Source organism: Micromonospora sp. NPDC002717 (assembly GCF_040295705.1).
GTDB lineage: Bacteria > Actinomycetota > Actinomycetes > Mycobacteriales > Micromonosporaceae > Micromonospora.
Genome location: NZ_JBEOVW010000006.1, coordinates 170,614 through 196,085, shown reverse-complemented (window position 1 = coordinate 196,085; position 25,472 = coordinate 170,614). Strand labels below are relative to the sequence as shown.

At 73.2% G+C, this 25,472-nt stretch carries 25 protein-coding genes and 2 pseudogenes; 13 read left to right on the top strand and 14 right to left on the bottom strand.

All coding sequences use genetic code 11. From position 1 onward, the window contains the following. Window positions 1-5: 5 nt before the first annotated feature. Window positions 6-251, bottom strand: a pseudogene (locus ABT006_RS11820) (winged helix-turn-helix transcriptional regulator); the annotation flags it as partial. Window positions 252-376: 125 nt separating this feature from the next. Between ABT006_RS11820 and ABT006_RS11815 the strand changes: the two are divergent. Further along, a complete protein-coding gene (locus ABT006_RS11815) occupies window positions 377-547 on the top strand; it encodes a hypothetical protein (protein ID WP_350705431.1) in 171 nt (56 codons plus the stop codon). Next, on the top strand, window positions 544-1,245 hold the full coding sequence (locus tag ABT006_RS11810; protein ID WP_350705429.1) for an alpha/beta fold hydrolase: 702 nt from the start codon (window positions 544-546) through the stop codon (window positions 1,243-1,245). Before ABT006_RS11815 ends, ABT006_RS11810 begins: the two co-directional genes overlap by 4 nt. A 525-nt stretch (window positions 1,246-1,770) precedes the next feature. Here the strand turns inward: ABT006_RS11810 and ABT006_RS11805 are convergent. The 6 genes from ABT006_RS11805 to kdd all read right to left on the bottom strand — a co-directional run bounded on the left by ABT006_RS11805 (window position 1,771) and on the right by kdd (window position 8,550). Continuing rightward, on the bottom strand, window positions 1,771-3,108 hold the full coding sequence (locus ABT006_RS11805; protein WP_350705428.1) for a glutamate mutase L: 1,338 nt from the start codon (window positions 3,106-3,108) through the stop codon (window positions 1,771-1,773). Beyond that, window positions 3,105-3,497, bottom strand: a complete 393-nt coding sequence (gene kal, locus ABT006_RS11800; protein ID WP_350705426.1) for a 3-aminobutyryl-CoA ammonia lyase — start codon at window positions 3,495-3,497, stop codon at window positions 3,105-3,107. Before kal ends, ABT006_RS11805 begins: the two co-directional genes overlap by 4 nt. Next, on the bottom strand, window positions 3,494-4,264 hold the full coding sequence (kamE, locus tag ABT006_RS11795) for a lysine 5,6-aminomutase subunit beta (protein WP_466023471.1): 771 nt from the start codon (window positions 4,262-4,264) through the stop codon (window positions 3,494-3,496). Before kamE ends, kal begins: the two co-directional genes overlap by 4 nt. 20 nt (window positions 4,265-4,284) lie before the next feature. Beyond that, window positions 4,285-5,847 carry a lysine 5,6-aminomutase subunit alpha gene (gene kamD / locus ABT006_RS11790; protein WP_350705422.1) on the bottom strand — a complete coding sequence of 521 codons (1,563 nt, stop codon included), beginning with the start codon at window positions 5,845-5,847 and terminating at the stop codon, window positions 4,285-4,287. Between the two features lie 67 nt (window positions 5,848-5,914). Continuing rightward, window positions 5,915-7,483, bottom strand: coding sequence for an amidohydrolase (locus ABT006_RS11785; protein WP_350705420.1), 1,569 nt, complete (start codon window positions 7,481-7,483; stop codon window positions 5,915-5,917). 5 nt (window positions 7,484-7,488) lie between these two features. Continuing rightward, the gene (kdd, locus tag ABT006_RS11780) at window positions 7,489-8,550 is read right to left on the bottom strand and encodes an L-erythro-3,5-diaminohexanoate dehydrogenase (RefSeq protein ID WP_502890912.1); all 1,062 of its coding nucleotides are present in this window, start codon (window positions 8,548-8,550) and stop codon (window positions 7,489-7,491) included. A gap of 142 nt (window positions 8,551-8,692) precedes the next feature. On the opposite strand from kdd, the gene ABT006_RS11775 reads away from it, so the two are divergent. From ABT006_RS11775 to ABT006_RS11745, 7 genes and pseudogenes are all read left to right on the top strand, one after another. Beyond that, a complete protein-coding gene (locus tag ABT006_RS11775; protein WP_350705418.1) occupies window positions 8,693-10,102 on the top strand; it encodes a KamA family radical SAM protein in 1,410 nt (469 codons plus the stop codon). A gap of 146 nt (window positions 10,103-10,248) precedes the next feature. Further along, window positions 10,249-10,578, top strand: coding sequence for an ArsR/SmtB family transcription factor (locus tag ABT006_RS11770; RefSeq protein WP_350705416.1), 330 nt, complete (start codon window positions 10,249-10,251; stop codon window positions 10,576-10,578). Next, a pseudogene (locus ABT006_RS35095) lies at window positions 10,579-10,678 on the top strand (cation transporter); the annotation flags it as partial. It lies immediately after the preceding gene. 415 nt (window positions 10,679-11,093) lie between these two features. Then, on the top strand, window positions 11,094-11,423 hold the full coding sequence (locus ABT006_RS11760; protein ID WP_350705414.1) for an ArsR/SmtB family transcription factor: 330 nt from the start codon (window positions 11,094-11,096) through the stop codon (window positions 11,421-11,423). After that, window positions 11,423-12,139, top strand: coding sequence for a cation efflux transmembrane domain-containing protein (locus ABT006_RS11755; RefSeq protein ID WP_350705412.1), 717 nt, complete (start codon window positions 11,423-11,425; stop codon window positions 12,137-12,139). Before ABT006_RS11760 ends, ABT006_RS11755 begins: the two co-directional genes overlap by 1 nt. A 4-nt stretch (window positions 12,140-12,143) precedes the next feature. Beyond that, window positions 12,144-12,782, top strand: a complete 639-nt coding sequence (locus ABT006_RS11750; protein ID WP_350705411.1) for a methyltransferase family protein — start codon at window positions 12,144-12,146, stop codon at window positions 12,780-12,782. Between the two features lie 323 nt (window positions 12,783-13,105). Beyond that, window positions 13,106-14,506 carry a phenylacetate--CoA ligase family protein gene (locus tag ABT006_RS11745; RefSeq protein WP_350705409.1) on the top strand — a complete coding sequence of 467 codons (1,401 nt, stop codon included), beginning with the start codon at window positions 13,106-13,108 and terminating at the stop codon, window positions 14,504-14,506. Window positions 14,507-14,658: 152 nt separating this feature from the next. Here the strand turns inward: ABT006_RS11745 and ABT006_RS11740 are convergent, their stop codons facing one another. Next, entirely contained in the window at window positions 14,659-14,853 is a 195-nt protein-coding gene (locus ABT006_RS11740) for a CsbD family protein (RefSeq protein WP_350705407.1), read from the bottom strand. A 171-nt stretch (window positions 14,854-15,024) separates the two neighbouring features. Here ABT006_RS11740 and ABT006_RS11735 point away from each other — a divergent pair, with 171 nt between their 5' ends. Continuing rightward, complete coding sequence (locus tag ABT006_RS11735) at window positions 15,025-15,636, top strand: histidine phosphatase family protein (protein ID WP_350705405.1); 612 nt, start codon at window positions 15,025-15,027, stop codon at window positions 15,634-15,636. Here ABT006_RS11735 and ABT006_RS11730 read toward each other — a convergent pair. The 4 genes from ABT006_RS11730 to ABT006_RS11715 form a co-directional block, all read right to left on the bottom strand. Next, complete coding sequence (locus ABT006_RS11730) at window positions 15,566-16,072, bottom strand: Lrp/AsnC family transcriptional regulator (RefSeq protein ID WP_350705403.1); 507 nt, start codon at window positions 16,070-16,072, stop codon at window positions 15,566-15,568. The genes ABT006_RS11735 and ABT006_RS11730 overlap by 71 nt on opposite strands. Window positions 16,073-16,167: 95 nt before the next feature. After that, a complete protein-coding gene (locus tag ABT006_RS11725) occupies window positions 16,168-17,310 on the bottom strand; it encodes an acyl-CoA dehydrogenase family protein (RefSeq protein WP_350705402.1) in 1,143 nt (380 codons plus the stop codon). Next, window positions 17,307-18,422 carry a M24 family metallopeptidase gene (locus ABT006_RS11720; protein WP_350705401.1) on the bottom strand — a complete coding sequence of 372 codons (1,116 nt, stop codon included), beginning with the start codon at window positions 18,420-18,422 and terminating at the stop codon, window positions 17,307-17,309. The genes ABT006_RS11725 and ABT006_RS11720 overlap by 4 nt, the downstream gene beginning before the upstream one ends. A gap of 121 nt (window positions 18,423-18,543) precedes the next feature. After that, complete coding sequence (locus tag ABT006_RS11715) at window positions 18,544-19,425, bottom strand: winged helix-turn-helix transcriptional regulator (protein ID WP_350705399.1); 882 nt, start codon at window positions 19,423-19,425, stop codon at window positions 18,544-18,546. Window positions 19,426-19,509: 84 nt separating this feature from the next. On the opposite strand from ABT006_RS11715, the gene ABT006_RS11710 reads away from it, so the two are divergent. Continuing rightward, window positions 19,510-20,778 carry an MFS transporter gene (locus tag ABT006_RS11710; protein ID WP_350705685.1) on the top strand — a complete coding sequence of 423 codons (1,269 nt, stop codon included), beginning with the start codon at window positions 19,510-19,512 and terminating at the stop codon, window positions 20,776-20,778. A gap of 16 nt (window positions 20,779-20,794) precedes the next feature. On the opposite strand, the gene ABT006_RS11705 is transcribed toward ABT006_RS11710, so the two are convergent. Continuing rightward, window positions 20,795-21,892 carry a DUF4037 domain-containing protein gene (locus ABT006_RS11705; RefSeq protein ID WP_350705398.1) on the bottom strand — a complete coding sequence of 366 codons (1,098 nt, stop codon included), beginning with the start codon at window positions 21,890-21,892 and terminating at the stop codon, window positions 20,795-20,797. A 116-nt stretch (window positions 21,893-22,008) separates the two neighbouring features. Here ABT006_RS11705 and ABT006_RS11700 point away from each other — a divergent pair, with 116 nt between their 5' ends. Next, window positions 22,009-22,236 carry a hypothetical protein gene (locus ABT006_RS11700; RefSeq protein ID WP_350705396.1) on the top strand — a complete coding sequence of 76 codons (228 nt, stop codon included), beginning with the start codon at window positions 22,009-22,011 and terminating at the stop codon, window positions 22,234-22,236. Between the two features lie 84 nt (window positions 22,237-22,320). After that, window positions 22,321-23,220 (top strand): 5'-3' exonuclease, encoded by a 900-nt coding sequence (locus ABT006_RS11695; RefSeq protein WP_350705683.1) that lies wholly within the window; start codon window positions 22,321-22,323, stop codon window positions 23,218-23,220. Window positions 23,221-23,462: 242 nt separating this feature from the next. On the opposite strand, the gene ABT006_RS11690 is transcribed toward ABT006_RS11695, so the two are convergent. After that, entirely contained in the window at window positions 23,463-25,409 is a 1,947-nt protein-coding gene (locus tag ABT006_RS11690) for a M28 family peptidase (RefSeq protein ID WP_350705394.1), read from the bottom strand. Between the last annotated feature and the right edge of the window lie 63 nt (window positions 25,410-25,472).

The window sequence follows — 25,472 nt, the reverse complement described above, 5'->3', positions numbered from 1 at the left end:
CTGCCCCACCGGCCCAGCGCCAGCAGGCTCTCCTCCAGCTCCCGGCCGCGCGGGGTGAGTTCGTACACGCGGGCGCTGGCCGGGGGGCCGAGGGTGCGGCGGGTCACCACGCCGGCCCGTTCCAGCTCGCGCAGCCGCGCGGACAGCACGTTCTGGCTCATGGTGGGCAGGCCACGGCTGAGGTCGGAGAAGCGTTTCGGGCCGAGCAGCAGCTCCCGGACGACCAGCAGCGCCCAGCGTTCGCCGACCACGGCCAGCGCGCGGGCCAGCCCGCACAGATCGTCGTAGGAACGCACCCGCCCAGCGTAGCCGTGGTGCTTGCCCGAACGAAGCGAGCACTCCTAATGTAGGAGCGACGGTTTTTGAGGGAGGCCCCGTGACCGCGACCACCGCCCTGCCGCAGGGCGACGTACGACTGCTCGACCATCCGGTGGCGCGGCGACTGCTGGCCTCCACGGAGCTGGCCCGCGTCGCCCACGTCGCGCCCGACGGCACGCCCCGGATGCTGCCGATGCTGTTCCACGTCGCCGCCCGGGGCCGGTCGTGACCTACGTGCTGATCCCCGGCGCGGGCGGCAGCGCCGACTACTGGCACCTGCTCGTCGACGAGCTGCGCCGCCGCGGCCGCGAGGCGGTCGCCGTGGACCTGCCCGCCGCCGACGACACCGCCGCGCTGCCCGAGTACGCCGCCACCGTCCGCGCCGCGATCGGCGACCGGCACCGGGTGGTGCTGGTCGCGCAGTCCCTCGGCGCGTTCACCGCCCCACTGGTCGCCGACGACCCGCGGGTGACGATGGTCGTCCTGGTCAACCCGATGATCCCCGCCCCCGGCGAGACGGCCGGGCAGTGGTGGGCGGCCACCGGGCACGCGCAGGCCCGCGCCGACCACGCCGTCGCGCAGGGCCGCACCCCCGGAGACCACGTCGACCTGGCGGTGGACTTCTTCCACGACGTCCCCGAGCCGGTGGTGGCGCGCCTCACCGCCGTCGACGCGCCCGACGAGTCGCCGGCGGTGTTCACCCGCCCCAACCCGCTGCGCCGCTGGCCCGACGTGCCCACCCGGGTGGTCACCGGCCGCGACGACCGGTTCTTCCCCGCCGACTTCCAGCGCCGCCTGGCCCGCGAACGCCTCGGCGTCGACGTGGACGTGCTGCCCGGCGGGCACCTGATCGCGCTGAGCCAGCCGCGACGCCTCGCCGACCAACTCGACGCCTACCGGACCCAGGCCCCACCCGCCGACCGCTGAAACCCAGTGGTCAGATCGAGCCGGGCAACGCCGACCGCCGTTTGGACCTGCATCGCCCACTGCAAGCCCGTCCCGGCCGGCAGGCGACACCGGGCCGGCGGCACAGGATCCGCCCGCTGAACGACGCCTGGCCGCAGAGACGAAAATCGGGGCGCGGCTTGCGCCGCGCCCCGATGCTCCCAGGCCCTTCCCGGCCGGTGGGGCGAGAACGAGCTACGCCGACCTTCGGACCGACCCGACGCGGACTGGCTGCCCCCGCCTGGCCGTTGTCTACTGGCCGTGCACCTCACCCTGCCCGTACACCGGTAACCGCGGCCGGTTCGCGCCGCCCCGCCGACCCCCGCCCGCTGGACCTGGCCGCCGCGACGCACTGCACATGTCGCTCGGCCAGCGGACGAAGGGACGAAGCGAACAACAGCCGCTTCCCGTAGTAGGACTCAAAGACGGTACGGCGTGGACCCCCGCCGCTGTCAACCCACCCGGGCCTGTCGTGTGTTGCAACACGGCGTGTCGCGTCGGCGAGTCTCAATCCGTGGCCAGGTGGCGACGCAGCAGCGCCCCCGCCGCCGCTGGATGCTCGGCGGCGAGCAACCCACCGGCGGCCAGCACGTAGTCGGTGTCCACGACCGGCCGGGCGGCACGCGGCAGCGGCCACCCGCCCGCGTGGTCGGTCAACACCGCGGAGAGCACACCCGCCGCGTCGGCCGGCGCGGCGTGCCGCAGCACCCCACCGGAACCGACGAGCAGCCGCACGTCCCGCAGGTCCCGGCCGGCCCGCTCACCCGTCGCCGCGCCCCGGGCGTGCCGCCGCAACGCCACCGTCGCCGCCAGGGCCGCGATGCGGGCGTCCACGGCCCGGTCGACGTCCCCCGCGGGCAGGAACCCCGGGTCGTCGGCGCGCACCACCGCCGCGGCCGCCAGGTCGTCGCCCTCGGCGTCGCTCAGCAGCCGCTCCTCGACGGCGGCCCGCACCACCCCCGGCGCGCTCCACCGCATGCCCAGGTCCCCCTCCACGGTCCGGGCCCGCCACAGCGAACCCGCCACCTCCCGGCCCGGCCCGCTGGCCCGCTCGTCGGGCGTCAACACCGAGTACACGTCGGTGGTGGCGCCACCGACGTCCACCACCACCAGGTCACCGCCGAGGGCGTCGGCGAGCACCTCCACGCCGGTCAGCACCGCGTCGGGCGTGGCCGCCCGCACCAGCCGCGCGAACCGGGGCCCCCGCGACAGCCGCTTCCCGCCGATGACGTGCCGCAGGAACACCTCCCGGATCGCCGCCCGCGCCGACGCCGGCGCCAGGACCCCGATGCGGGGCAGCACGTTGTCGGCCACCGTCACCGGCACCCCCGCGCCGGCCAGCAGGGCGTGCAGGTCGTCGCGGACGTCGACGTTGCCCGCGAGGACCACCGGCACCCGCCAGCGGGCCTTCGCCAGCCGGGTCGCGTTGTGCGTCAACGTCTCGGCGTCACCGCCGTCGGTGCCGCCGACCAGCAGCACCACGTCCGGGCGGGCCGCCCGCAGCCCCGCCAGCTCCGGCGCGCCGAGCCGCCCCGCCGCCACGTGCACCACGTTCGCGCCCGCCGACAGACCCACCCGCCGGCCCGCCTGCGCGGTCACCAGATGCTCGTAGCCCACCACGGCCAGCCGCAGCCCACCACCGGCCGACGAGCACACGTACCACGGCACGTCACCCACCGGCAGGCCGGCCGTGGCCGCCCCGACCGCGGCGTCCAGGCCGTGCAGCACGTCCGTGCCCACCGTCGTGGGCGCCGTCGCCGCCGCGACCAGCGCGCCGCCGTCGAGGTCCACCACCGCCACCTTCGTGTACGTGGACCCGACGTCGGCGCAGACCGCGTGCCTCACGCCGCCGGCGGGACGACCACCGTGCCGGTCGCGGTGACCGCCACGATCGGTTCGTCGAGGACCTCCGCCGCCGACTCGCCCCGGTCCGGGCGGCCCCGGCACACCACCCGCGCCTCGAAGTCGATCGTGCGGCTGCGGGTGCCCACCCGGGTCACCGTCGCCGTCACCTCCAACACGTCCCCGGCCCGCATGGCGCCGCGGAACTGCACGTCCGAGTACGACGCGAACAACCCCTCGTCGCCGTCGGTGCGGATGCACACCTCCGTCGCCACGTCCCCGAACAACCCCAACGCGTACGCCCCGTCGACGAGGTTGCCCGCGTAGTGGGCGTGCGAGTAGGGCACATACCGCCGGTGGGTGACGGTCAGACCGACCCGGGAATCACTCATGCCTTCGCCTTCTTCTCCGTGATCAACGCGTGCACCAGATAGCTCGCCACCTCGCCCGGCGTGGTGCCCCGGCCGAAGATCCGGTCCACGCCCAACTCGCCGGCCATCGTCTCGTCGAACCGCGGCCCACCCACGATCAGCAGCGGCCGGCGTCCCGCCGGCATCGCCTCCCGGAACGCCGCCGACATCTCCCGCGTGTTGTGCAGGTGCGCGTCGCGCTGCGTCACCACCTGCGACACCAGCACCGCGTCGGCCTTCTCCGCCCGGGCCGCCTCCACCAGCTCCGGCACGCTCACCTGCGCACCCAGGTTGGTGACCTTCAACTCCCGGTAGTACTCCAGGCCCTTCTCCCCCGCGATGCCCTTCACGTTGAGGATCGCGTCGATGCCCACGGTGTGCGCGTCCGTGCCGATGCACGCCCCGACCACCGACAACTTGCGCCGCAACCGCTGCTTCACCACCGCGTTGACCTCCTTGGCCGACAGCAGCGGGAAGTCACGCTCCACCACCTGCACCGCCGACAGGTCCACCAGGTGGTTCACCCGCCCGTACACCACGAAGAAGGTGAAACCTTCACTCATCGGCTTGGCGTGCACCAGCATCGCCGGGTCGATGCCCATCTTGTTCGCCAACTGCACCGCCGCGCCCTCGGCCCGCTTGTCGTGCGGCACCGGCAACGTGAACGACACCTGCACCATGCCGTCGCCGGTGGTGTCCCCGTACGGCCGCACGATCTTCTTCTCGGCGGCCCCGCCGCCCGGCGCCACCGCGCCGACCTCGACGGCGCTCACGCCGCATCCCCTTCCAGGATCTCCGTGGCCGGGTTGAAGTAGTCGGCCTCGTGCGCGGCCACCCCCGCCAGACCCTTGCCCCGGTCAGCCGGACGCTTCATGATCCCGAACGTGCCCTCGGCGATCGCCGTCAACAGCGACTGCTCCCCGATGCGCTCCAGCAGATCCACCGCCTCACCGAGCACCCGGTTGGCCCGCTGCTGGATGAACCCGCCCGGCGCCGGCACGAAATCCTCGTGCAGCCCACCGGCCGCGCCCAGCACGTACCGCACGTTCTGCAGCGCGATGTCCCGGTCCGACAACCACGGCGTCACCACCGCCTCGGTCATCATCCCCACCAGCAGGATGCCCTGACCCGTCATCGTGCCCACCAGGTTGAAGAACCCGTCCAGCAGGTTCCCCCGGAACACGTCCCCCGTCATGTGCTTCGTCGGCGGCATCCACTTCAGCGGCGCGTCCGGGAACAACTCCCGCGCCAGCAGCGCGTGCGCCAACTCCAACCGGAACGACCCCGGCACATCCGGGTTGATCTCGAACGCGTGCCCCAGGCCCAACTGCCAGTCCTGCAGCCCCGCCTCGTGCGCGAAGAACTCGTTCAGCAGCTGCGACACCGTCACCGTGTGCGCCTCGTCCACCGCGTCGGCGGTGGTCAGGTAGTTGTCCTCACCGGTATTGATGATGATCCCCGCCCGCGCGTGCACCTGCCGCGAGAACCGCTGGTCCACGAACGTGCGGATCGGGTTGATGTCGCGGAACAGGATCCCGTACATCGAGTCGTTCAACATCATGTCGAGCCGTTCCAGGCCCGCCAGAGTCGCCATCTCCGGCATGCACAGCCCCGACGCGTAGTTCGTCAGCCGCACGTACCGGCCCAGTTCCTTCGACGACTCGTCCAACGCCGCCCGCATCAGCCGGAAGTTCTCCTGCGTCGCGTACGTGCCGGCGAACCCCTCCCGGGTCGCGCCCTCCGGCACGTAGTCCAGCAGCGACTGCCCCGTCGACCGGATCACCGCGATGATGTCCGCACCCGCCCGCGCCGCCGCCTGCGCCTGCGGAATGTCCTCGTAGATGTCGCCCGTCGCCACGATCAGGTAGATCCACGGCCGCTGCTTCGGATCCCCGTACCGCTTGACCAGACGGTCCCGCTCGACGCGGCGCCGGTCGACCAGCCGAATCCCGGCCGCCACGGCCTTGCGCGCCGCCTTGCGCGCCGCCGTGGCCGCCTTCCCCGACGGCACCTCGAACCGCACCGACCCCGCCGCCGCCTTCTGCGCCAGCAACGTCACGTCGGCGATCTGCTCCCGCGCCATGGCGTCGAACACCGGCACCGCCACCCCGTGCCCCAACCCCACGTCCGCGACCACCGCGTCGACGAGGCGGTTCACCCACGGAATACCGTCCGGGTCGGCGCCGGTCACCCCCGCCAACCGCAGCACCGCCCGCTCCACCGACACCGTCGTGTGGCTGCGCGCCAGATCCACCACCGGCTGCCCGGCGCGGCGCGCCAACTCCCGCGCCCGCGTCACCAACCGCGGATCCAGGTCAAGCTTGCCCGTCACACCGTCACCTCACTCCGGCCGGCGACGACGCGACCCGCGCCCCCACCGAACCACCCGCCACACTCGCTCACGCCGACCCTTCCTCATAGATCACGTCACCACGCAGCACCGTGCGCCGACACACCGGCAACGGCGTCGGATCCTCCGGACCCCGCGCCTCGAGGTCCTCGGCCAACAACACCGGCAGACCCCGCTCCACCCCCGCCGGCGTCGACCACACCGCGAACGTCGCCGGCGCCCCCAACGCCAACACACCCTCGTTGTCCAGGTGCACCGCCCGCCACCCGCCACGCGTGTGCGCCGCGAACGCCGCCCGCACACTCATCCGCTGCGTCGGATTGTGGTGCCACACCGCCGCCCGCACCGAACCCCACGGATCCAACGGCGTCACCGGCGAATCCGACCCGAACGCCAACGCCACCCCGACCCCGTGCATCGCCCCCATCGGGTTCGACTCCAACGACCGGTCCAGACCCAACCGCGACTCGTACATCCGGCCCGCACCGCCCCACAAGCGGTCGAACGCCGGCTGCATGCTCGCCACGATCCCGTACTCCACGAACCCGGCGATCAGCCGCTTGTTCATGATCTCCGCGTGCTCCACCCGGTGCCGTGCCGCCCGCACCCGATCCGTGCCCAGCTTCTCCGCCGCGCCCGCGAAACCCTCCAGCACCGTCGAGATCGCCGCGTCACCGATCGCGTGGAACCCGCCCTGCATGCCGTGCGCCGCGCAGTCCAACAGATGCTCCCGCACCTGCTCCGCCGAGACGTACCCGTGCCCGCAGCCCCCGTCGCCGTCCAGGTAGTCCCGCGACACATGCGCCGTACGCGAGCCCAACGCCCCGTCGGCGAACAGGTCACCGCCCGCCCCGACCGCGCCCAACTCCCGGGCCCGTGCCGCACCCAGCAGCTCGCCCCAGTACCCGTACACCTCCGCCACGCCGTCGCCCGACAACGCCAGCAGGCCCGTGAAGTCCTCCTCGTCGGAGATCTCCGGCCCGCCGCACTCGTGCACCGCCGCGATGCCCAGCGACGCCGCGTGCGCCAACGCCGCCCGCTGCGCCGCCACCCGCTGCGCGCGCGTCACCGACGCGAACGCCGCCGCCCGCACCACGTGGTGCGCGTCACGCCGCAACCAACCCGACGGGTCGAACCCCGCCGACGCCGCCGCCTGCGGACACGCCGCCAGCAGCGCCGCCGACACCAACGCCGAATGGATCGACGCCTGCGACAGGTACGCCCGCCGGCCCCCGGCCGCCCGATCCAGCGTCGCCGCGTCCGGCAGCTCCGGCACCGGCCAACTCGACTCGTCCCACCCGTGCCCCAGCACCACCGCGTCCGACGGCAACCCCGCCGCGAACGCCGCCACCGCGTCCAGCAACTCCCCCGCCGACCGCACCGCCGACAGGTCCAGCCCCGACAACGCCAACCCCGTGTCGGTCGCGTGGACGTGCGAATCCACGAACGCCGGCGTCACCAACGCCCCGTCCAGGTCCACCACCCGGTCGGCCGCCGGCGCGTCCGCGTCCGCCCCCAACCACGAGATCCTGCCGTCGGTCACCAACAGGGCCGTCGCACTCGGATCGGCCGGACAGTGCAGCACGCCGCCGCGGTACAGAGTCGAGGGGTTCGTCATGACACTCAGTCTGCCGCCAACCGCGACTCGAACAGCGCCCGGACCCCCGGCTCCGACCGCAACAACCCCAACGCCAGCTCCGCGTGCCCCGGCACGTAGCCGTTGCCCACCAGCATCGTCACGTCCGCCGCCAGACCCTCCGCGCCCAACGCCGCCGCCGCGAAACTCGTCGCCATCGAGAAGAAGATCACGGTGCCGCCGTCCGCGGTCGCCAGCACCGCCCCGTGCTCACAACCCGGCACGTCCACGCAGACCACCGTCACGTCGGCCGGCGCACCCAGCGCCGTGGTCACCGCCGACGACAACGCCACCGGATCCCGCGCGTCGGCCAACGCCACCGCGTCCGCCAGACCCGCCGCCGTCAGCGCGTCCCGCTCCGCCGCCACCGGCACCACCCCGACCGTACGGCCGGCGCCCGCCCGCCGCGCCGCCGCGAGGGACAACGACCCGCTCTTGCCCGCGCCGCCGATCACCGCCACCCGCACCGGCGACGTGTTCCCCGCCCGCTCCCGGTCCGCCACGTGCCGCGCCACCACCCGCGAGGTCAATGCCGGCGCCCCGCACACGTCCAGCACCGCCAGGGACAACTGCGGGTCCAGGTCCGCCGGCAGCACCGCCGCGATCGACCGGGCGAACAGGATCGCGTACCCGTCGCACGGCACCTGCTCGCTGCGCCCGTCCCACCGCGCCAGACCGTCGAGGATCGTCAGCGGCGTCAGCGTCAGCGACACCAGCGTCGCCACCCGCTCCCCCGCCTTCAACCCCAGCGGGGAACGCCGCCCCGCCTCCTCCACCGTGCCGATCAGCATCCCGCCGGAACCGGTCACCGGGTTCTGCATCTTCCCCCGGGTCGACACGATCTCCAGCACCTCGGCGCGGACCGCGTCGCCGTCACCGCCGTGCTTCTCCCACAACTGCCGGAAGCTCGCCGCGTCGAGGTTCAACCGCTCCACCCGGATGCGGACCTCGTTCGCCGCGATCTCCGGGCTCGCGTCGAGCCGCCACGCCGCCTGCGGCAGCACCCCCGCCGGTTCGACAACGCGGTGCAGACCCACCGGTGACGTCACGCAGACCACCCCCTGTCAAGCCGCCCGAAGCCCCGGCCAGGGCTCGCGTAGCGGGAAAACTTCCGGCAGACTAATTTCTTCACCGGATATTTTCCAGTAGCCTTCGGAATCGCTGATCAACCGCACCACCCGAGGAGGGGCCGTGACCCAGACACAACCGGTGGAGACCATCCCAGCGTCCCGCCCCGCGCCGGTCGCGGTCCCCACCGCCGGACAGCCCTACGAATACCGCCGCGCACCCCTCGTCGAACCCGACTGGACCCGCTTCCCCGGCTGGCGCCACGTCACCCGCGACCAGTGGGAGAACGCGCAGTGGCAGCGCGTCAACTGCGTCAAGAACATCAAGCAGCTACGCACCGTGCTCGGCGACCTCGTCGACGAGACCTTCTACGCCGACCTCGAGGCCGACCAGAAGGCCCTGGCCACCATGTCCATGCTGGTGCCGCCGCAGATGCTCAACACCATGGTCCCGTTCGCCCCGATGACCACCGAGGCGCTGCTCGCCGACCCCATCCGGCGCTACATGATCCCCGTCGCCTCCGACCGGCGCACCGACTGGCCCTCCCACCCGTACGCCAGCCGCGACTCCCTGCACGAACACGACATGTGGGTCGCCGAGGGCCTCACCCACCGCTACCCCACCAAGGTCCTCGCCGAACTGCTCTCCACCTGCCCGCAGTACTGCGGCCACTGCACCCGCATGGACCTCGTCGGCAACTCCACCCCCACCGTCGACAAGCTCAAGCTCACCCTCAAGCCCGTCGACCGCTACGACGCCCACATCAGCTACCTCAAGGCCCACCCCGGCGTCCGCGACGTCGTCGTCTCCGGCGGCGACGTGGCCAACGTGCCCTGGAAGAACCTCGAGTCCTACCTGATGCGGCTGCTCGAGATCGAGACCATCCGCGACATCCGGCTCGCCACCAAGGCGCTCATGGGCCTGCCCCAGCACTGGCTCCAGCCCGACGTCGTCGAGGGCCTCGAACGCGTCGCCCGCACCGCCGCCCGCCGCGGCGTCAACCTGGCCATCCACACCCACGTCAACCACGCCCAGTCGCTCACCCCGCTGGTCGCCAGGGCCGCCCAGACCGCCCTCGACGTCGGCGTCCGCGACGTCCGCAACCAGGGCGTGCTCATGCGCGGCGTCAACGCCACCGCCCCCGACCTGCTCGACCTCTGCTTCGCCCTCCAGGGCGAGGCGGGCATCCTGCCGTACTACTTCTACATGTGCGACATGATCCCCAACGCCGAGCACTGGCGGGTCCCGGTCTGGCACGCCCAGCAGCTCCAGCACGACATCATGGGCTACCTGCCCGGCTACGCCACCCCGCGCATCGTCTGCGACGTCCCCTTCGTCGGCAAGCGCTGGGTGCACATGCTCACCGAGTACGACCGCGAGCGCGGCATCTCCTACTGGACCAAGAACTACCGCACCTCGATCGAGTCCGCCGACACCGAGGCGCTCAACAAGCGCTACGCCTACTACGACCCGATCGACACCCTGCCCGAGACCGGGCAGAAGTGGTGGGCCGACCACCGCGTCGACGACTGACCCACCCGCACCCCGCCGCCCCCGGCGCCGACCACCGGCTCCGGGGGTGGCGCGTCTCCAAGCCACGACGGTTCACCCCGCTGTGCCGTACGCGTCGAGACGGCCGCCACCTCGATCAGTACACCATCAGATGTACTATCCACGGTGTGGAGACGTTGACGCACGGACAGGTGTTGGCCCGCTTCGGTCATGCCCTCTCGGACCCGACCCGGGCGCGGCTACTGCTGGCGCTGCGCGACGGGCCGGGATACCCAGCGGAACTGGCCGAACTGCTGGGCACGACCCGGCAGAACCTGTCGAACCACCTCTCGTGTCTGCGCGGCTGCGGTCTCGTGGTCGCGGTGCCGCAGGGCCGCCGCACCCGGTACGAACTGGCTGACGCCCGGCTGGCGCACGCCCTCGCGGACCTGCTCGGTCTCGTACTGACGGTAGACCCGGCCGCCTGCCCGAACTCCGACGAGCAGGGCTGCTGCTAGTGGCCCTGGGCCGCCCCGATCGCCGCGCTGGTCATCGCCGCCGCGGCGGTCAGGGAAGGCCGCGAAGCGTGGCGCGGTGACACCTGCTGCGCGCCCGCGCTCACCCCGGCCGGACCGGCGGCCGGCGGCCACACGGACGACTGCCAGGCCGGCTCGCCGGTGGCAGCCGGCCTGGCAGTCGCCTCGGTAGCGTCGCGGCGACGCTCGCGCGCAACCGCCGATGGGCGCCTCCTGGCGGGCCGTCGGCGACCCGCACGAGCGCACCCGCGCTGATCACCACCGGCGCCGCACCGCCCAGACATCGACCGTCAGCGAACGGACGGCACGCTACGGGCCGGACACCACGTAGACCAGGCCGCAGCTTCTCAACCTTGCTCCGGGCCGGAAGCTGCGCCCCACCGGGGCCGGCCGTAGCTTCCAGCGAAAAACCAACGATTACGTGTTCGCCGCCTGATGATCCACCCTCATCGCGGTACAGCCTTTGCTGAATACAGTGGCTGCTGTACGGTTCGGGTGTGGAGACGTTGACGCACGGACAGGTGCTGGCGCGCTTCGGCCATGCCTTGTCTGATCCGGTGCGGACCCGGCTTCTGCTGGCGCTTCGCGAGGGGCCGGGGCATCCGGCGGAGTTGGCCGAGGTGCTGGGCACCAGCCGACAGAACCTGTCCAACCATCTGGCGTGTCTGCGCGGCTGTGGGCTGGTCGTTGCCGTTCCAGAGGGGCGGCACACCCGCTACGAGCTGACCGACGCCCGGCTGGCCCATGCTCTGGGCGACCTGCTCGGGTTGGTGTTGGCGGTGGATCCGGCGGCGTGTCCCGTCGCAGCCGAGCAGGGATGCTGCTGATGGCCACCCCGATCCGGTTGGCACCCGCCGGGCCGCCGGCGACCCGGCGGACGGTGCTTGCCCGGCGGGTGCGGCTGCTGGTCGCCGCGACCATCACCTACAACGTCGTCGAGGCGGTGGTGGCGACCACCGCGGGGACTCTCGCGTCGTCGACCGCACTGATCGGCTTCGGGCTGGACTCGGTCATCGAGGTCGTCTCGGCGACCGCCGTGGCGTGGCAGTTCTCCGCCGCCGACCACGAACGCCGCGAACGCACCACGCTGCGGATCATCGCAGTGTCGTTCTTCGCCCTCGCGGCCTACGTGACGGTGGAGTCGGCGCGGGCTCTGACCGGCGCCGACCGAGCTGAGCACTCCACCGTCGGCCTGATCCTGGCCGCGCTGTCCTTGGTCGTGATGCCGGTGCTGTCGGCCGTGCAGCGCCGCGCCGGCCGTGAACTCGGCTCCGCCTCGGCGGTGGCCGACTCCAAACAGACCCTGCTGTGCACCTACCTGTCCGCGGTGCTGCTGGTCGGCCTGGCCGTCAACTCGTTGTTCGGCTGGTGGTGGGCCGACCCGGTCGCCGCCCTCGTCATCGCCGCCGTCGCGGTGAAGGAAGGCCGCGAGGCGTGGCGCGGGAACGCCTGCTGCGCACCGGCCACCACAGTATCCGCCGTAACCGCCCCCTCCGCGCCCGTGCATGGCTGCGGTGACGACTGCTGCGCCGGCAGGGAGTGAGCCGATGGCCGCCATCGCCCTACCGATCTACCTGTTCGCCCTCGGACTGGCGTTCGGGTGGCGCAGTCTCGCGCAGTGGCGCCGCACCGGCGACACGGGACTGCGGCTGGACGCCGGACCGGCCGGCACGCTGCGCTGGTGGGCCAAACTGCTCTTCGTCGCCGCGCTGCTGCTCGGCACAGCCGGCCCGGTCGCCGCGCTCGCCGGCATGAACCCGGTCGACACTCTCGACCGGCCCACGACGCGGACCATCGGACTGCTGCTCGCCGTCGCCGGAGTGATCGCCACCCTGGCCGCGCAGACAGGCATGGGCACCTCGTGGCGGGTCGGGGTCGACCCTGGCGAACGTACCGACCTGGTCACCGGAGGCGCGTTCGCGCTGGCCCGCAACCCGATCTTCACCGCGATGATCGTGACGAGCCTTGGACTGGCACTGATGGCGCCGAATCCGATTTCCCTCGCCGCCACCGTGGTCCTGGTCGTGTCGATCCAGCTACAGGTCCGCGCGGTGGAGGAGCCATACCTCGCCCGCACGCACGGCGCCGCCTACGCCGCCTATGCCTCGCGGGTGGGCCGGTTCCTGCCCGGCATCGGCCGCCTCGCCAAACCCGCCAAACCCGCCAAGGTCGCCGGCCGCCGGTAGGAGCCGTCCCCGACCTGACAGGTACGGAGACGGTGGCCGGTCAGGCCCGGCCACACCCGAGCCGACCGACTGCACGGTGGCCACAACAGATGGCCGACCGGGGAGCCACGGTGGTGCCGGCCCGGCCCGCCTACCGCGCCCCGGTTCGATCACGCGATCGGTCCACCGCCAAAGAGTTCCTGACCGAGCTGCCTCGGCACGGCCTGCACCCCGGCAAGCGGCAAGCCACCCCGGAGCAGCGGCGACTAACTGCCTGCCGTCGCCCACCGCACCACGTCCAGCGCCACCACCAACGGTGCCAACGAGGAAGGACACCACAGCACATGAAGGTCTCAAAGTTGCGGCTGCTGGCCGACGCCCGCTCCGCGAAGGCCGGCGGCGAGCAGGCGATGGCCGCCCGGCAGCGAGCCCGCCTGACCGAGCTCGTAGCCTGGGCGCGCACCCACTCGCCCTACTACCGGCACCTGTACCGGGGCCTACCGGCCGGGGCGAACGACGTGGCCCTGTTGCCGGCCACAACCAAGAGCGAGCTGATGGCCGCCTTCGACGACTGGGTCACCGACCCGGCCGTCACCCTGGCGCAGGCGCGAGCGTTCGCCGACGACCCCGCGCGCGTCGGGGAGCCGTTCGCCGGCCGCTACACGCTCACCACCACCTCCGGCACCACCGGCACGCACGGCATCTTCCTGCAGGACGCCCGCGCGGGCGCGGTGACCTCCGCGATGATGGCGCGGATGCTGGCCAGCTGGCTGAGCATCCGGGACGTGGCCCACATCATGCGCGGCGGCGCCCGGATGGCGCTGGTGGCGCCGGTCGGCGGGCACTTCGCCTCCACCGTGGCCGCTGCCCGCCTGCGCGGTCGCTCCCGCGTCGCCGCCTTCAGCGTGCACCAGCCGCTGGACGACCTCGTGGCCGAGCTCAACGCGTTCCGCCCGACGGTGCTGGCCCCGTACGCCAGCATCGGCGCGCTGCTGGCCAGCGAGGCCGAGGCGGGACGGCTGCACATCAACCCCGCCCTCGTGACGCTCAGCGCCGAAGGCCTGCCCACCCCGGAGTACGCGCGCATCGCGACCGCGCTCAGGGCGAAGGTGCGCACCAGCTACGCCTGCAACGAGTGCCCGTTCCTCAGCTACGGCTGCTCCGAAGGCTGGATGCACCTCAACGCCGACTGGGCCATCCTCGAGCCCGTTGACGAACAGCATCAGCCGGTGACGCCCGGCGAGCCGTCGCATACCGTGCTGCTGACCAACCTGGCCAACCACGTGCAGCCGATCCTGCGCTACGACCTCGGCGACGCCGTCCTCGCGCGCCCCGACGCCTGCCCGTGCGGCAACCCCGGCCCGGCCGTCCGCGTCCAGGGCCGCGCCGCCGACCTGCTCACCTTCCCTCGCCGGGCCGGGGCGGGGGAAGAGGCGCCGGTCGTCCTCGCCCCACTCCCGCTGGCCACGCTGCTGGAAGCGGTACCCGGCCTGGAACTGTTCCAGATCGTCCAGACCGCGCCGACCACACTGCGTATCCGGCTGCTCCCCGCATCCGGCGCCGATTCCGACGCCCTCTGGCACCAGGTCGAGACCCGCATGCGCGACCTGCTGGCCCGCCACGGCCTCGGCCACGTCGCCATCGAGCGCGCCAGCGAGCCGCCGCAACAGAACGCCGGCGGCAAATACCGCGCCGTCATCCCTGCCGCCGCGCCCACCTCCAGGTCCGCGGTCGACACCCCATGACGATTGCCACGACAGCCTCGCCCACGACGCCCGCGACCTTCCAACCAAGGTCAATTGCCTAGTCGTTGCATCTTCGCTGGAAGCTACGACCGGTCCCCCGGACGAGGTGACGGCCCCCGGCATGTGCGCCGGGGGCCGTCACCGCACACGGGTCACCGGGTGAAGGCGTCCTTCGCGTCGCGGCCGGCTTCCTTCATGCGCTCGCCGGCCTGCCGGGCACGCGCGTCGCTCTGCTGCGTGGCGCCCTCGCCCCGCAGCCGCTCGTTGTCGGTGACGTCGCCGATTCGCTCCTTGGCCGCGCCGGTCAGCTGCTCGACCTTGTTCTTCGCCTTCTCGGTGAAGCTCATGTCGCCTCCCTGCTCCTGCGCCGGGCCGGGCCTTCCGCGCCCTCGTCCGACTGCGTGCCCGGACCCGGCGGGTGGAAACCTGGGCTGTGCCGTGTGGTGGGGTGCACACCCCCTAAGGCATCCTAGGACACTAGGTGAACGGGAGTGACGGGCTTCTGGTTGACTGGACGAATGGGAGAGATCCTGCTGATCCGGCACGGCGAAACCACCTGGAGCGCCAGCCGCCGGCACACCTCGTACACCGACCTGCCGCTCACCCCCGACGGCGAACGGCAGGCCCGCGCCCTCGGCGAGTTCCTCGCCGGCCGGCACGTCGCCGCCGTCTTCACCAGCCCCCGGGCCCGGGCGCTGCGCACCGCGCAACTCGCCGGCCTCCCCGTCACCGGCACCGACGACGACCTCGCCGAGTGGCACTACGGCGACTACGAGGGCCGCACCACCGCCGACATCCACGACGACCACCCGAGCTGGAACCTCTGGACGGACGGCTGCCCCGGCGGGGAGTCCCCCAGCGAGGTCGGCGAGCGCGTCGACCGGGTGCTCGCCCGGGTCCACCCGCTGCTCGACCGGGGCACCGTGGCTCTCGTCGGGCACGGCCACAGCCTGCGGGTGCTCGGCGCCCGCTGGGTCGGCCTGCCGCCGTCGGCCGGCGGGCTGCTGCGGCTGGACACCGCCACCGTCAGCGTGCTCGGCCACGAGCACGGCCGGCGGGTCATCCAGCGGTGGAACCAGCCGGTTCCCCCGCCGAACGGGAACGCGCCCGAGCCTGGAGCTCGGCACTGATCTTCGGCGGCCGGTTCTCGTACGGCGTCGACAGCACCACCGTCGTGCGGGTGGTCACGTTCGCCGCCGTCCGGATCTCCTGGAGCACCCGCTCCAGGTCGGTCGGGCTGGCCACCCGCACCAGCAGCAGGTAGAAGTCCTCCCCCGCCACGGAGTAGCACGAGTCGATCTCCGGCAGGTGGGCCAGCCGCTCCGGCGCGTCGTCCGGCTGGGACGGGTCGAACGGCCGGATCGCCACGAACGCGGTCAGCGGCAGGTCCAGGGCCTCGAAGGAGACCCGGGCGGCGTACCCCTTGATCACGCCGCGCTGCTCCAGCCGGCGCACCCGCTGGTGCACCGCGGACACCGACAGGCCCACCCTCTCCGCCAGATCCGTGTACGACAGCCGACCGTCAGCGGTCAGTGCGGCGACGATGGCGCGGTCGATCTCCTCCACGGCGTGCAACCTACCGGGAAAACCGCCCGGCTGCGACGACGCACCCCCGCCGGCACGACGCGGCGCACGTGTCGTGCCGGCCCGTCGGGGCACCGTCAGCCCTTCGCGAGCGCCCGGGAGATGACCAGCCGCTGGATCTGGTTGGTGCCCTCGACGATCTGCAGCACCTTGGCCTCGCGCATGTAGCGCTCCACCGGGTGGTCGGTCACGTAGCCGGCGCCGCCGAGCACCTGCACCGCGTCGGTGGTGACCCGCATCGCCACGTCGGTGGCGAACAGCTTCGCCTTCGCCGCCTCGATCGAGTACGGCCGGCCGGCGTCGCGCAGCCGGGCCGCGGAGAGCATCAGCGCCCGGGCGGCGGAGATCTGGGTGGCCAGGTCGGCGAGGGTGAAGCCCAGCCCCTGGAAGTCGATGATCGCCCGGCCGAACTGCTGCCGTTCCTTCGCGTAGCCCACCGCGTAGTCCAGCGCCGCCTGGGCCAGCCCCACCGCGCAGGCGGCGATGCCGAGGCGCCCCGAGTCCAGGGCGGACATGGCGATGGTGAAGCCCATCCCCTCCCCGCCGATGAGCCGCTCGGCCGGCACACGGGCGTCGTCGAAGGCGACCTGTGCCACCGGCGAGGCGTGCAGGCCCATCGTCCGCTCGGCGGCCTGCGGGGCGATGCCCGGCGTGCCCCGGTCGGCCAGCAGGCAGGAGATGCCCTTCGGGCCGGGCCCGCCGGTGCGGCAGAAGATGTTGTAGAAGTCCGCGACCCGGGCGTGGGTGATCCACGCCTTGGTGCCGGTGACGACGTAGGAGTCGCCGTCGCGTACGGCCTTCGTGGTCAGGCTGGCCGCGTCCGACCCGCCCTGCGGCTCCGAGAGGCAGTACGCCCCGAGCAGTTCCCCGCCGACCATGTCCGGCAGCAGCTTGCGCTGCTCGTCGGTGCCGAACTGGGCGAGCGGGTAGCAGGACAGGGTGTGCACGCTGACCGCCTCGGCGACCGCGAGCCAGCGGCTGGCCAGGATCTCCAGCACCTGCAGGTAGACCTCGTACGGCTGGGCGGCGCCGCCGTGCTCCTCGGCGTACGGCAGGCCGAGCAGGCCCGCCCGGCCGAGGGTGCGCAGCACCTCGCGGGGGAACTCGGCGCGCTCCTCGAACCCGGCCGCCTTCGGGGCGAGCTCCCGGTCGGCGAGTTCGGCGGCGAGGTCGAGCAGGTCGTGGGCCTCGTCGGTGGGGAGGATCCGGTCGACAGTCATAGCGCGATGAGCTCCGTGGGGGTGGTGTTGAGCCGTTGCACGCCGTCCGTGGTGCAGACGACGATGTCCTCGATGCGGGCGCCGTGCCGGCCCGCCAGGTAGATGCCCGGTTCGACGGAGAACGCCATCCCCGCCTCCAGCAGGCGGGCGTTGCCGGCCACCACGTACGGCTCCTCGTGGCCGTCCAGGCCGATCCCGTGGCCGGTGCGGTGCAGGAACGCCGCGCCGTGGCCGGCGGCGGCGATCGGCTCCCGCGCGGCGGCGTCGACGGCCTCGGCGGTCACCCCGGGGCGGACCGCGGCCACCGCCGCCGCCTGTGCGGCGCGCAGCACCTCGTAGTAGTCGGCGAACTCGGCCGGCGGCGGACCACCGGCGACGTAGGTGCGGGTGCAGTCGGAGCGGTAGCCCGAGGGCATCGTGCCGCCGATGTCCACCACCACCGGCTCGCCGGCGCCGATCGGCCGGTCGGAGGTGCCGTGGTGCGGGCTGGCGCCGTTCGGGCCGGCGGCGACGATCACGAAGTCGACGGTGACGTGCCCGGCGGCCCGGATCGCCGCGGCGATGTCGGCGGCGACCTCCGTCTCGGTGCGCCCCGGCCGCAGCCACTCCCCCATCCGGTCGTGCACCGCGTCGATCGCCTCGCCCGCCTCGGCCAGCGCCGCCACCTCCGCCGGGGACTTGCGGATGCGCAGCTCGCGCAGCACCTCGGAGGCCAGCCGCTGGGTGGCGCCGGGCAACGTGGCGCGCAGGGCGAGGACCTGCTCGGCCCACATCCGGTCGGCCAGCCCGACCGCCGCCACCGGCCCGCCGAGGGCGGCGGTGACGAGGGGGTACGGGTCCGTACCGTCGGCGTGGTCGACGATCCGCACGCCGTTGGCCGGGGCCGGGGACGCCTCGGCGGCCGGCCGCTCCAGGGTGGGCACGACCAGCGTCGGCTCGCCCTCGGCGGGCAGCACCAGGCAGGTCAGGCGCTCGCCGGCGTGCGCGTCGTAGCCGGTCAGGTAGCGCAGGTCTGAGCCGGGGGTGAGCAGCAGCGCGTCCAGCCCGGCGGCGGCGGTGGCGCGCTGCGCGGCGGCCAGCCGCTGCGGCGGGTACAGCTTCTCGGATCCCACACCGGCCAGCTTAACGGTCGTTCGGGCACCGACCCAGCCCACCCGGCGCTCCGGCGGGCGCTCCCCGGACGAGGCGCGGGCGGCGGCCCGACGCGCCGACGGGCACTTCCCGGCCGGACGCTCAGGAGGCGGCCCGGCGCCGGACGAGGGCGAGCATCTCGTCGACGGAGCCGGCGGGATCGGTCACCGGGAACTGCACCGCGCGGACGACGGCGTCGGAGCCGACCAGCAGGGTCAGGCGCTTGAACCGCTCGACGCCGCCGGCGCGGAAGGTGGGTAGCGACAGGCCCGCCGCGAGCCGGCCGTCCTGGTCGGACAGCAGCGGGAAGGGCAGCTCGGCGTGCGCCACGAAGTCGGCGAGCTGGTCGGGTCGCTGGGTGCTCACTCCGAGGACGCGCGCGCCGGCGGCCCGGAAGTCCGCGTGTCGGGCGGCGTAGCTGGTGGACTCCAACGTGCAGCCGGCCGCGCCGGGAATCTCCCCCCAGCCCGGCGGAAGGGCCCGCGCCCCGGGTGCGAACGCCCCCGGGAAGAAGTAGAGCACGCTCCAGCCCGGCGCGTCGGCCGGCGCGACCGGCCGGCCGTCGTGCCCGGGCAGGACGACGTCGGGCAGCCGCCGGCCGACGAGGTCGTGCACGCGGCGCGCCTCGGCGGAGGCGGCGTCGGCGGTCGCGGTGAGGTCGCCATCGCCCATCACGTACCGGGTGCCCCAGTCCTGCAGGGCGATGAGCACCGGCAACAGGCCCTCGCCCTTGGCGGTGAGCAGGTAGTCGAAGCGGGGCGGGTGCGCCGAGTAGGGCCGTCTCTCCAGCACGCCGTGCGTGACGAGCCCGGCCAGGCGTTCGGTCAGCGCCCGCCGGCTGACGCCCAGCTCGCGGTGGAGCGCGTCGAAGCGGGTGGTCCCGCCGGCGACCTCGCGCACGATGAGGAACGTCCACCAGTCGCCGAGGACGCCGAGCGCCTGCGCGATGCCGCAGTCCGCGTCCGCCAGGTCGGCCCGCCGCACATCCCACCCCCGTCCGCTCCGTCGCCCTCGACTATAGTCCGTTTCAGATTGGAACTCACTGGCTCGCGGACGGGGGCGGACGACATGGGCGTCGGGCATGCAGCCGGGGTGTTCTGGCGGTGGTGGGCCGCCGGCACGACCAGCGCGGTCGGGTCGGCGGTCGGCGCCGTGGCGCTGCCGCTGACCGCGCTGACGGTGCTCGACGCCACCGCGTTCGAGATGGGCCTCATCGCGGCGGCCAGCTACGTCGCCTGGCTCGTGATCGGGTTGCCGGCCGGCGTCCTCACGCAGCGGCTGCCGCTGCGCGGGACGCAGGTGGGCGCCGACCTGGCCCGCGCGCTGGCCGTCGCGTCGGTGCCGGTCGCATGGTGGTCCGACCGGTTGACCGTCGCCCACCTGGTGGTCACCGCGCTGGTGGTCAGCTTCGCCACGGTGCTCTTCGACGTGGCCAACTCGACCTTCCTGCCGAGCATCGTCGACCGGGACCAGCTCCAGTCCCGCAACAGCCTGACCTCCGCCACGCACGCCACCACCCAGCTCGGCGGGCCGCCGCTCGGCGGCCTCGCGGTGCAGGCGCTCGGCGCGGTGCCGACCCTGCTCGTCGACGCCGCCGGCTACCTCGTCTCGGCGGCCCTGCTCCGTTCCCTGCCCGCCCGCCGCGTCGACGCGCCGGACCGCTGGCCGCCGGTCGGGGAGATGATCCGCGAGGGCTGGCGCTACGTGGCGTACCACCCGGTGATGGGCCCCGGCATGTGGGCCGCGACGGCGGTGAACTTCGTCTGCGGGGCGCAGCTCGCGCTCTACCCGCTGCACCTGGTACGCGAGCTGCACGCCCCGGCGGGCCTGGTCGGCCTGCTGCTCGCCGTCGAGGGGATCGGCTCGCTCGTGGGGGCCGCGCTGACGTCCCGGATCACCGCCCGGATCGGGACCGCCCGGGCCCTGGTCGTCGCCGGCTTCGTGTCGGTCGGCGGCGCGTTCGTCGTCCCCTGGGGCACCGGCTGGCCGGCGTACGTCGCCTTCGCGGTCGGCAACGTCGTCTTCGCGGCCGGCGTCGTGGTGCTCAGCGTGACCACCCGGACCTACCGCCAGATCGCCAGCCCGCCCGAGCTGCTCTCCCGGGTGATGGCGACCGTCCGGTTCGTCTCCTGGGGAGCCATCCCGGTCGGTGGCCTGCTCGCGGGCGCACTCGCCGGCGTCGCAGGGACCCGCGCCGCCCTGCTGGTCTTCGCGTTCGCGGCGGTCTGCGCGCCCCTGGCGCTGCTGCTGTCCCCCGTCCGGCGCCTGCGCGACCTCACCGACCACGACCGGGCGGCCGGCGACCGCCGGGCGAGCCCCGCGCCGGCGGGCCGCTGACGGCCCGACCCCGCGCTCAGCCCGGCCCGTCCGGCCCGTCGGGCACGTCGGGCAGCGCGCCGGCCAGCCGGCGGGCCCGGTCGGCGTGGGTCAGCAGGTCCACGCTGTCGACGAACTGGTCGACCGCGCCGACCGGCGGCCGACCGCGCAGGGCCGGGTCGGTGACGGCGGCGTGCAGTGCGGCGGCGACCCGGCCGGCGTCCAGGACCAGGAAGGGCCGGCGGTGGAAGGGGCGCGGCCGGGCGCGCACCGGCGCCGCCAGTCCGGTGTCGTCGGTCCAGGCGGCGACGGTCTCCAGCGCCCGGACCAGCCCGTCCTCCCGGCGTGGCCAGTCGCCCGGGCCCAGCGCGTCGGCCAGGGCCGCGACCACGGGTCCCGCGCCGGGCAGCCGGCCGAACACGGTGCCCAGCCACTTGTCGTACGGCGGCCAGCGGCGACGCAGCAGCAGGCCGAGCCGCATCACGTCCCGGGCCAGCCCGGCGGTGACCACCCGGCTGCCGACGTCGTCGCCGACCTCGGCGCAGCGGCCGGGCAGGTGTTCCGCCTGGGCGACGCGGGTCCACCCGGCGGCGAGCACGTACCGCCACACGTCGTCCGGGTACCACCGCAGCGCGCCCCGTGCCCCGGTGAGCGCCCCGTCGAGGCCGTCGTGGAAGACCTCGCCGCCGGTCACCTCGGCCAGCCGCTGCGTCGGGGTGGCCAGCCAGTCGGCCGTGGTGACCCCGGCGGCCGGGTCGAAGCCGAGCCGGTCGCGCCACCAGCCGACCAGCTCGTCGATCTTCACCCCGTGCCGGACCCCCGCCGGGTCGACCACGCCGAGGCGGCCGTGGCCGGCGAACCGGGTCGGCCAGCCGAGGAAGTCGGCCGGCAGGTCGGCGTCCAGCGCGGCGTGCAGTCGCGGGATCCGCCACGCGTCGGCCGCCGCCACGAAGAGCTGCGCCCGCGGCCCCCAGTCGTGGTCGGTGGAGCGCGCGGTGTCCAGCCCGAGCAGCTCCGAGCCGCCGTCGAGCAGGCCGGCCGCGTAGCGCAGGCCGGGAAAGCGCCGGCGCAGGATCGGCGCGAGCACCTCGGCGTGGAACCGTCGGCCGAGCGTCAGGCCGGGAAGGAACGTCACACCGGCCAGTCTGCGCCCCTCGTCGGGGCGCTCGCAGCACGGTTCCGGCGCGGCCGGCCGGTCGTGCCGATAGCCTGGAGCCGCGAGCGCCTCGCCGGCGGAGAGGAGCGACAGCCGTGGCACCGAACGACCCGGACCGCGCCGCGGCGCGCCGCCGCCGGCTGCTCTGGTCCGGGATCCTCGCGGTCGCCGGCCTGGTGCTGCTGATCGTCGGCCTGACGATCGCCAACGGCACGGCGGCCTGGATCGAGGTGGCGCTCGCGGTCGCGCTGCTGGTCGCGAGCTACGCGGTGCAGTACCTGGCCCGCCGCGAGACGCTCTACTCCAGCGACGAGCGCCCCTGACCGTCGGCTGTCCCGCCGTGCCGTACCCCCCGAACGTCGGCGCGGTGTGCCAGGCTGTCGGGCGTGGCACAGCGATCCCCGATCATGCTCATCGACGCGCCCAGCCTCTACTTCCGGGCCTTCTTCGGCATCCCCGAGTCCGCGGCCCGCGCCGCCGACGGCAGCCCGGTCAACGCGGTGCGCGGCTTCCTCGACATGCTGGCGGCCCTGATCCGCACCCGCCGGCCCGACCGGATGGTCTGCGCCATGGACCACGACTGGCGACCCGAGTGGCGCGTCGCGCTGCTGCCGTCGTACAAGGCGCACCGGCTGGCGCCCGAGGGCGGCGAGGTGGTGCCCGACACGCTCAGCCCACAGGTGCCGCTGATCCTGGAGGTGCTCGACGCCGTCGGCATCACCCACGTCGGCGCGGCCGGCTACGAGGCCGACGACGTGCTCGGCACGCTGTCGGTGACCCAGCCGGCGCCGGTCGAGGTCGTCTCCGGCGACCGGGACCTGTTCCAGCTCGTCGACGACGACCGCCCGGTGCGGCTGCTCTACGTCGGGCGGGGCGTGGCCAAGCTGGAGGACTGCGACGACGACGCTGTGCGGTCCCGCTACGGGGTGCCGGCCGCCCGGTACGCCGACTTCGCCGCCCTGCGCGGGGACCCGAGCGACGGGCTGCCCGGGGTGCCGGGCGTGGGCGAGAAGACGGCCGCCCGGCTCGTGGAGCGCTACGGCGACATCGCGGGCATCCTGGCCGCCCTGGACGACCCGAGTTCCGGCTTCGCCCCCGGGCTGCGCACCAAGCTCGCCGCCGCGCGCGACTACCTGGCCGTGGCGCCGAAGGTGGTCCGGGTCGCCCTCGACGTGCCGCTGCCCGAGCTGACCACCGCGCTGCCCAGCGCCCCGGCCGACCCCGACCGGCTGCTGGAGCTGGCCGGCGAGTGGAACCTGGCCGGCTCGGCGCGCCGTCTGGTCGACGCACTCGCCCAGCGCGCCTGACCCACGTCCGCGCGGTCACCAGGGCTGACCCGCGCGTCCCGGTGTGGGATTCGAGGCCAACCTCGAATCCCACACCGTCGAGCACTCGGCAGGTGCGGCCAACCGCGAGTTGGTGCGCTGGATGCGCGTACAACGACGGCCAGCCCGCGTCAGAGCAACTGCGCTTCGCCGGTTTTGACGGCCTGGGACATCTGGCGCCGCGAAGCCTGGCAGGCCCTCACCGCACTCCGCGGCGGTGGCGTTTACAGGGTCAGCGTCCAGGAGTTGATGTGGCCGGTGTCGCGGCGACCGGTGTCCTGCACCCGCAACGTCCAGGCCCCGTTGCGCGCCTCGCTCGACAGATCAACGGTGTACGTCTCATCGAGATTGTCGGCACTGCCACCACCGCCGTTACGCAGCAGGTACGCCGAGCCGTCCGGGGCGACCAGGTGCACGACCAGATCACCCCGGAACGTGTGCACGATGTGCACCTCGACAGTACTGGCCGCGGAGGCATTACCCGTACAACCCGACACCGTCACGCCGCTCTCCACCGTGGAGAGATCGGGAATAGCCACGTCCGTGCCGTTCGTTGCTCCGCAGTCCGGCGGCACGGTGCCACCACCCAGGTCCAACGCCCAGGAGTTGATGTGGCCACTGTCAACGCTGGCAGCATCCTGCACCCGCAGCTTCCAGGCCCCGTTGGCAGCCTCACCAGCGACGTTCACGGTGTACGTCTGGTCAATGTTGTCGGTGCCACTACCGGTCCGGTTGTGCAACAGATAGGTGGTGCCATCCGGAGCAACCAGGTTGACCACAAGGTCACCGATGTAGGTGTGGACGATGTGCACCTCGACCGTGCTCGTGGCCGAAGCGTTGCCCGCACAACCGGAGATCACGATCGTGCTCTCCACCGTGGAGTTGTCCGGGATCGCCACGTCGGTGTTGTTGCTGCCGGAGCAGCCGCCGCTGGTGGGGTACACCGCCCACGTGAACATGGCACTCCCCGACCGGGGTGGACTTGCCGAGTCGATCGCGGTCACCGTCACCGTCGATGCGCCAGCTGTCGTCGGGGTACCGGTGATCCGGCCTGTCGACGCGTCGATGGACAACCCGGCCGGCAATCCGGTCGCCGACCATGAGTACGGCGCCGTACCACCGGAAGCAGAGGTGTCGAGGGACACCGCGACACCCACCGCCGACGACTGGTCGCCCGGGTCGGCGACCACCACGTCAGCCGGGTCACCGGCAACGGCGGTGGCCCACAGCGCGTACGTCGCCGCGTCGCCAGCCCGGTCCAGGATGGTGTCGCTGATGTTGCCGATGGTGTCGCAGGAGGCGTGGTAGCACGGGTCGAAGGCGGACTGGGTGCCACCCCACTTCGCCACCTGCCCCGCGGTCTTCCGGTAGCTGGCGCCCGCCGCCACCCCACTGGTTTCGATGCCGGCCGCGTTGAACGACGCGTCGTCGGAACGGCCCGCGCCTTCGTAGTTCTCCTCGGTTTCCACACCGATCGAGTCGTAGTAGGCCTTCAGGACCTGCCCGGCTTCGCTGCTGATCCGGTTGATGAAGTAACCGCCGTTTATCGAGCCGACCATGTCGAAGTTGTAGTAGGCCTGGATCTTCGCGCGTTCCGCCGCGGGCAGCTGGTCCACGTAGAAGTCGGACCCGTTGAGGCCCTGCTCCTCGTCGGTCCACCAGCCGAACCGGACGTGTTTGAGCATGGTGGGGTTCTGCGCAGCCAGGGTGAGCGCGATCTCGAGGATGGTGGCCGAGCCGGAGGCGTTGTCGTTGATGCCCGGTCCGGCCGAGACGCCATCGAGGTGGGCGCCCAGCATGATGACCTGGTCGGGGTCGCCGCCGGGCCAGTCGGCGATCACGTTCGGACCGGCGCCGCTGGTACATCCCGACGTGCACGGTTGCTTGACCACGGTGAACCCGGCTGCGGTAAGCCGGTCGTAGACGTAGTTCACCGAGCCGGTGTAGCCGGTGCTCCGGGAACTGCGGTTGCCGCCGTTGTTGTTGGCGATCGTCTGGAACTGGTCGAGGTGCGCCTTCACGTTCGACAGTGAGAGGTCCGGTGACGAGAGCGTGGCCGGCGCGGGAACTCCGGTCTGTGCGACCGCAGGGGACGGCGCGCCAGAAATTACCAGCGCTGACACGGCGACCGCTGCCAGCACACCACGTCGGATGGCATTGCTTCGTCTCATGACGCCTTCCTTCATGAGTGGTCAGGGAACACGCGCAGGCAGCCGCCCGGCCTGGACGGCTTC

Coding starts and splice junctions, on each gene's coding strand:
- kal (WP_350705426.1), bottom strand. CDS start 3,497: ATGAGTGATTCCCGGGTCGGTCTGACCGTCACCCACCGGCGGTATGTG.
- ABT006_RS11785 (WP_350705420.1), bottom strand. CDS start 7,483: ATGACGAACCCCTCGACTCTGTACCGCGGCGGCGTGCTGCACTGTCCG.
- ABT006_RS11755 (WP_350705412.1), top strand. CDS start 11,423: ATGGCCACCCCGATCCGGTTGGCACCCGCCGGGCCGCCGGCGACCCGG.
- ABT006_RS11750 (WP_350705411.1), top strand. CDS start 12,144: ATGGCCGCCATCGCCCTACCGATCTACCTGTTCGCCCTCGGACTGGCG.
- ABT006_RS11745 (WP_350705409.1), top strand. CDS start 13,106: ATGAAGGTCTCAAAGTTGCGGCTGCTGGCCGACGCCCGCTCCGCGAAG.
- ABT006_RS11740 (WP_350705407.1), bottom strand. CDS start 14,853: ATGAGCTTCACCGAGAAGGCGAAGAACAAGGTCGAGCAGCTGACCGGC.
- ABT006_RS11735 (WP_350705405.1), top strand. CDS start 15,025: ATGGGAGAGATCCTGCTGATCCGGCACGGCGAAACCACCTGGAGCGCC.
- ABT006_RS11725 (WP_350705402.1), bottom strand. CDS start 17,310: ATGACTGTCGACCGGATCCTCCCCACCGACGAGGCCCACGACCTGCTC.
- ABT006_RS11710 (WP_350705685.1), top strand. CDS start 19,510: ATGGGCGTCGGGCATGCAGCCGGGGTGTTCTGGCGGTGGTGGGCCGCC.
- ABT006_RS11695 (WP_350705683.1), top strand. CDS start 22,321: ATGCTCATCGACGCGCCCAGCCTCTACTTCCGGGCCTTCTTCGGCATC.
- ABT006_RS11690 (WP_350705394.1), bottom strand. CDS start 25,409: ATGAGACGAAGCAATGCCATCCGACGTGGTGTGCTGGCAGCGGTCGCC.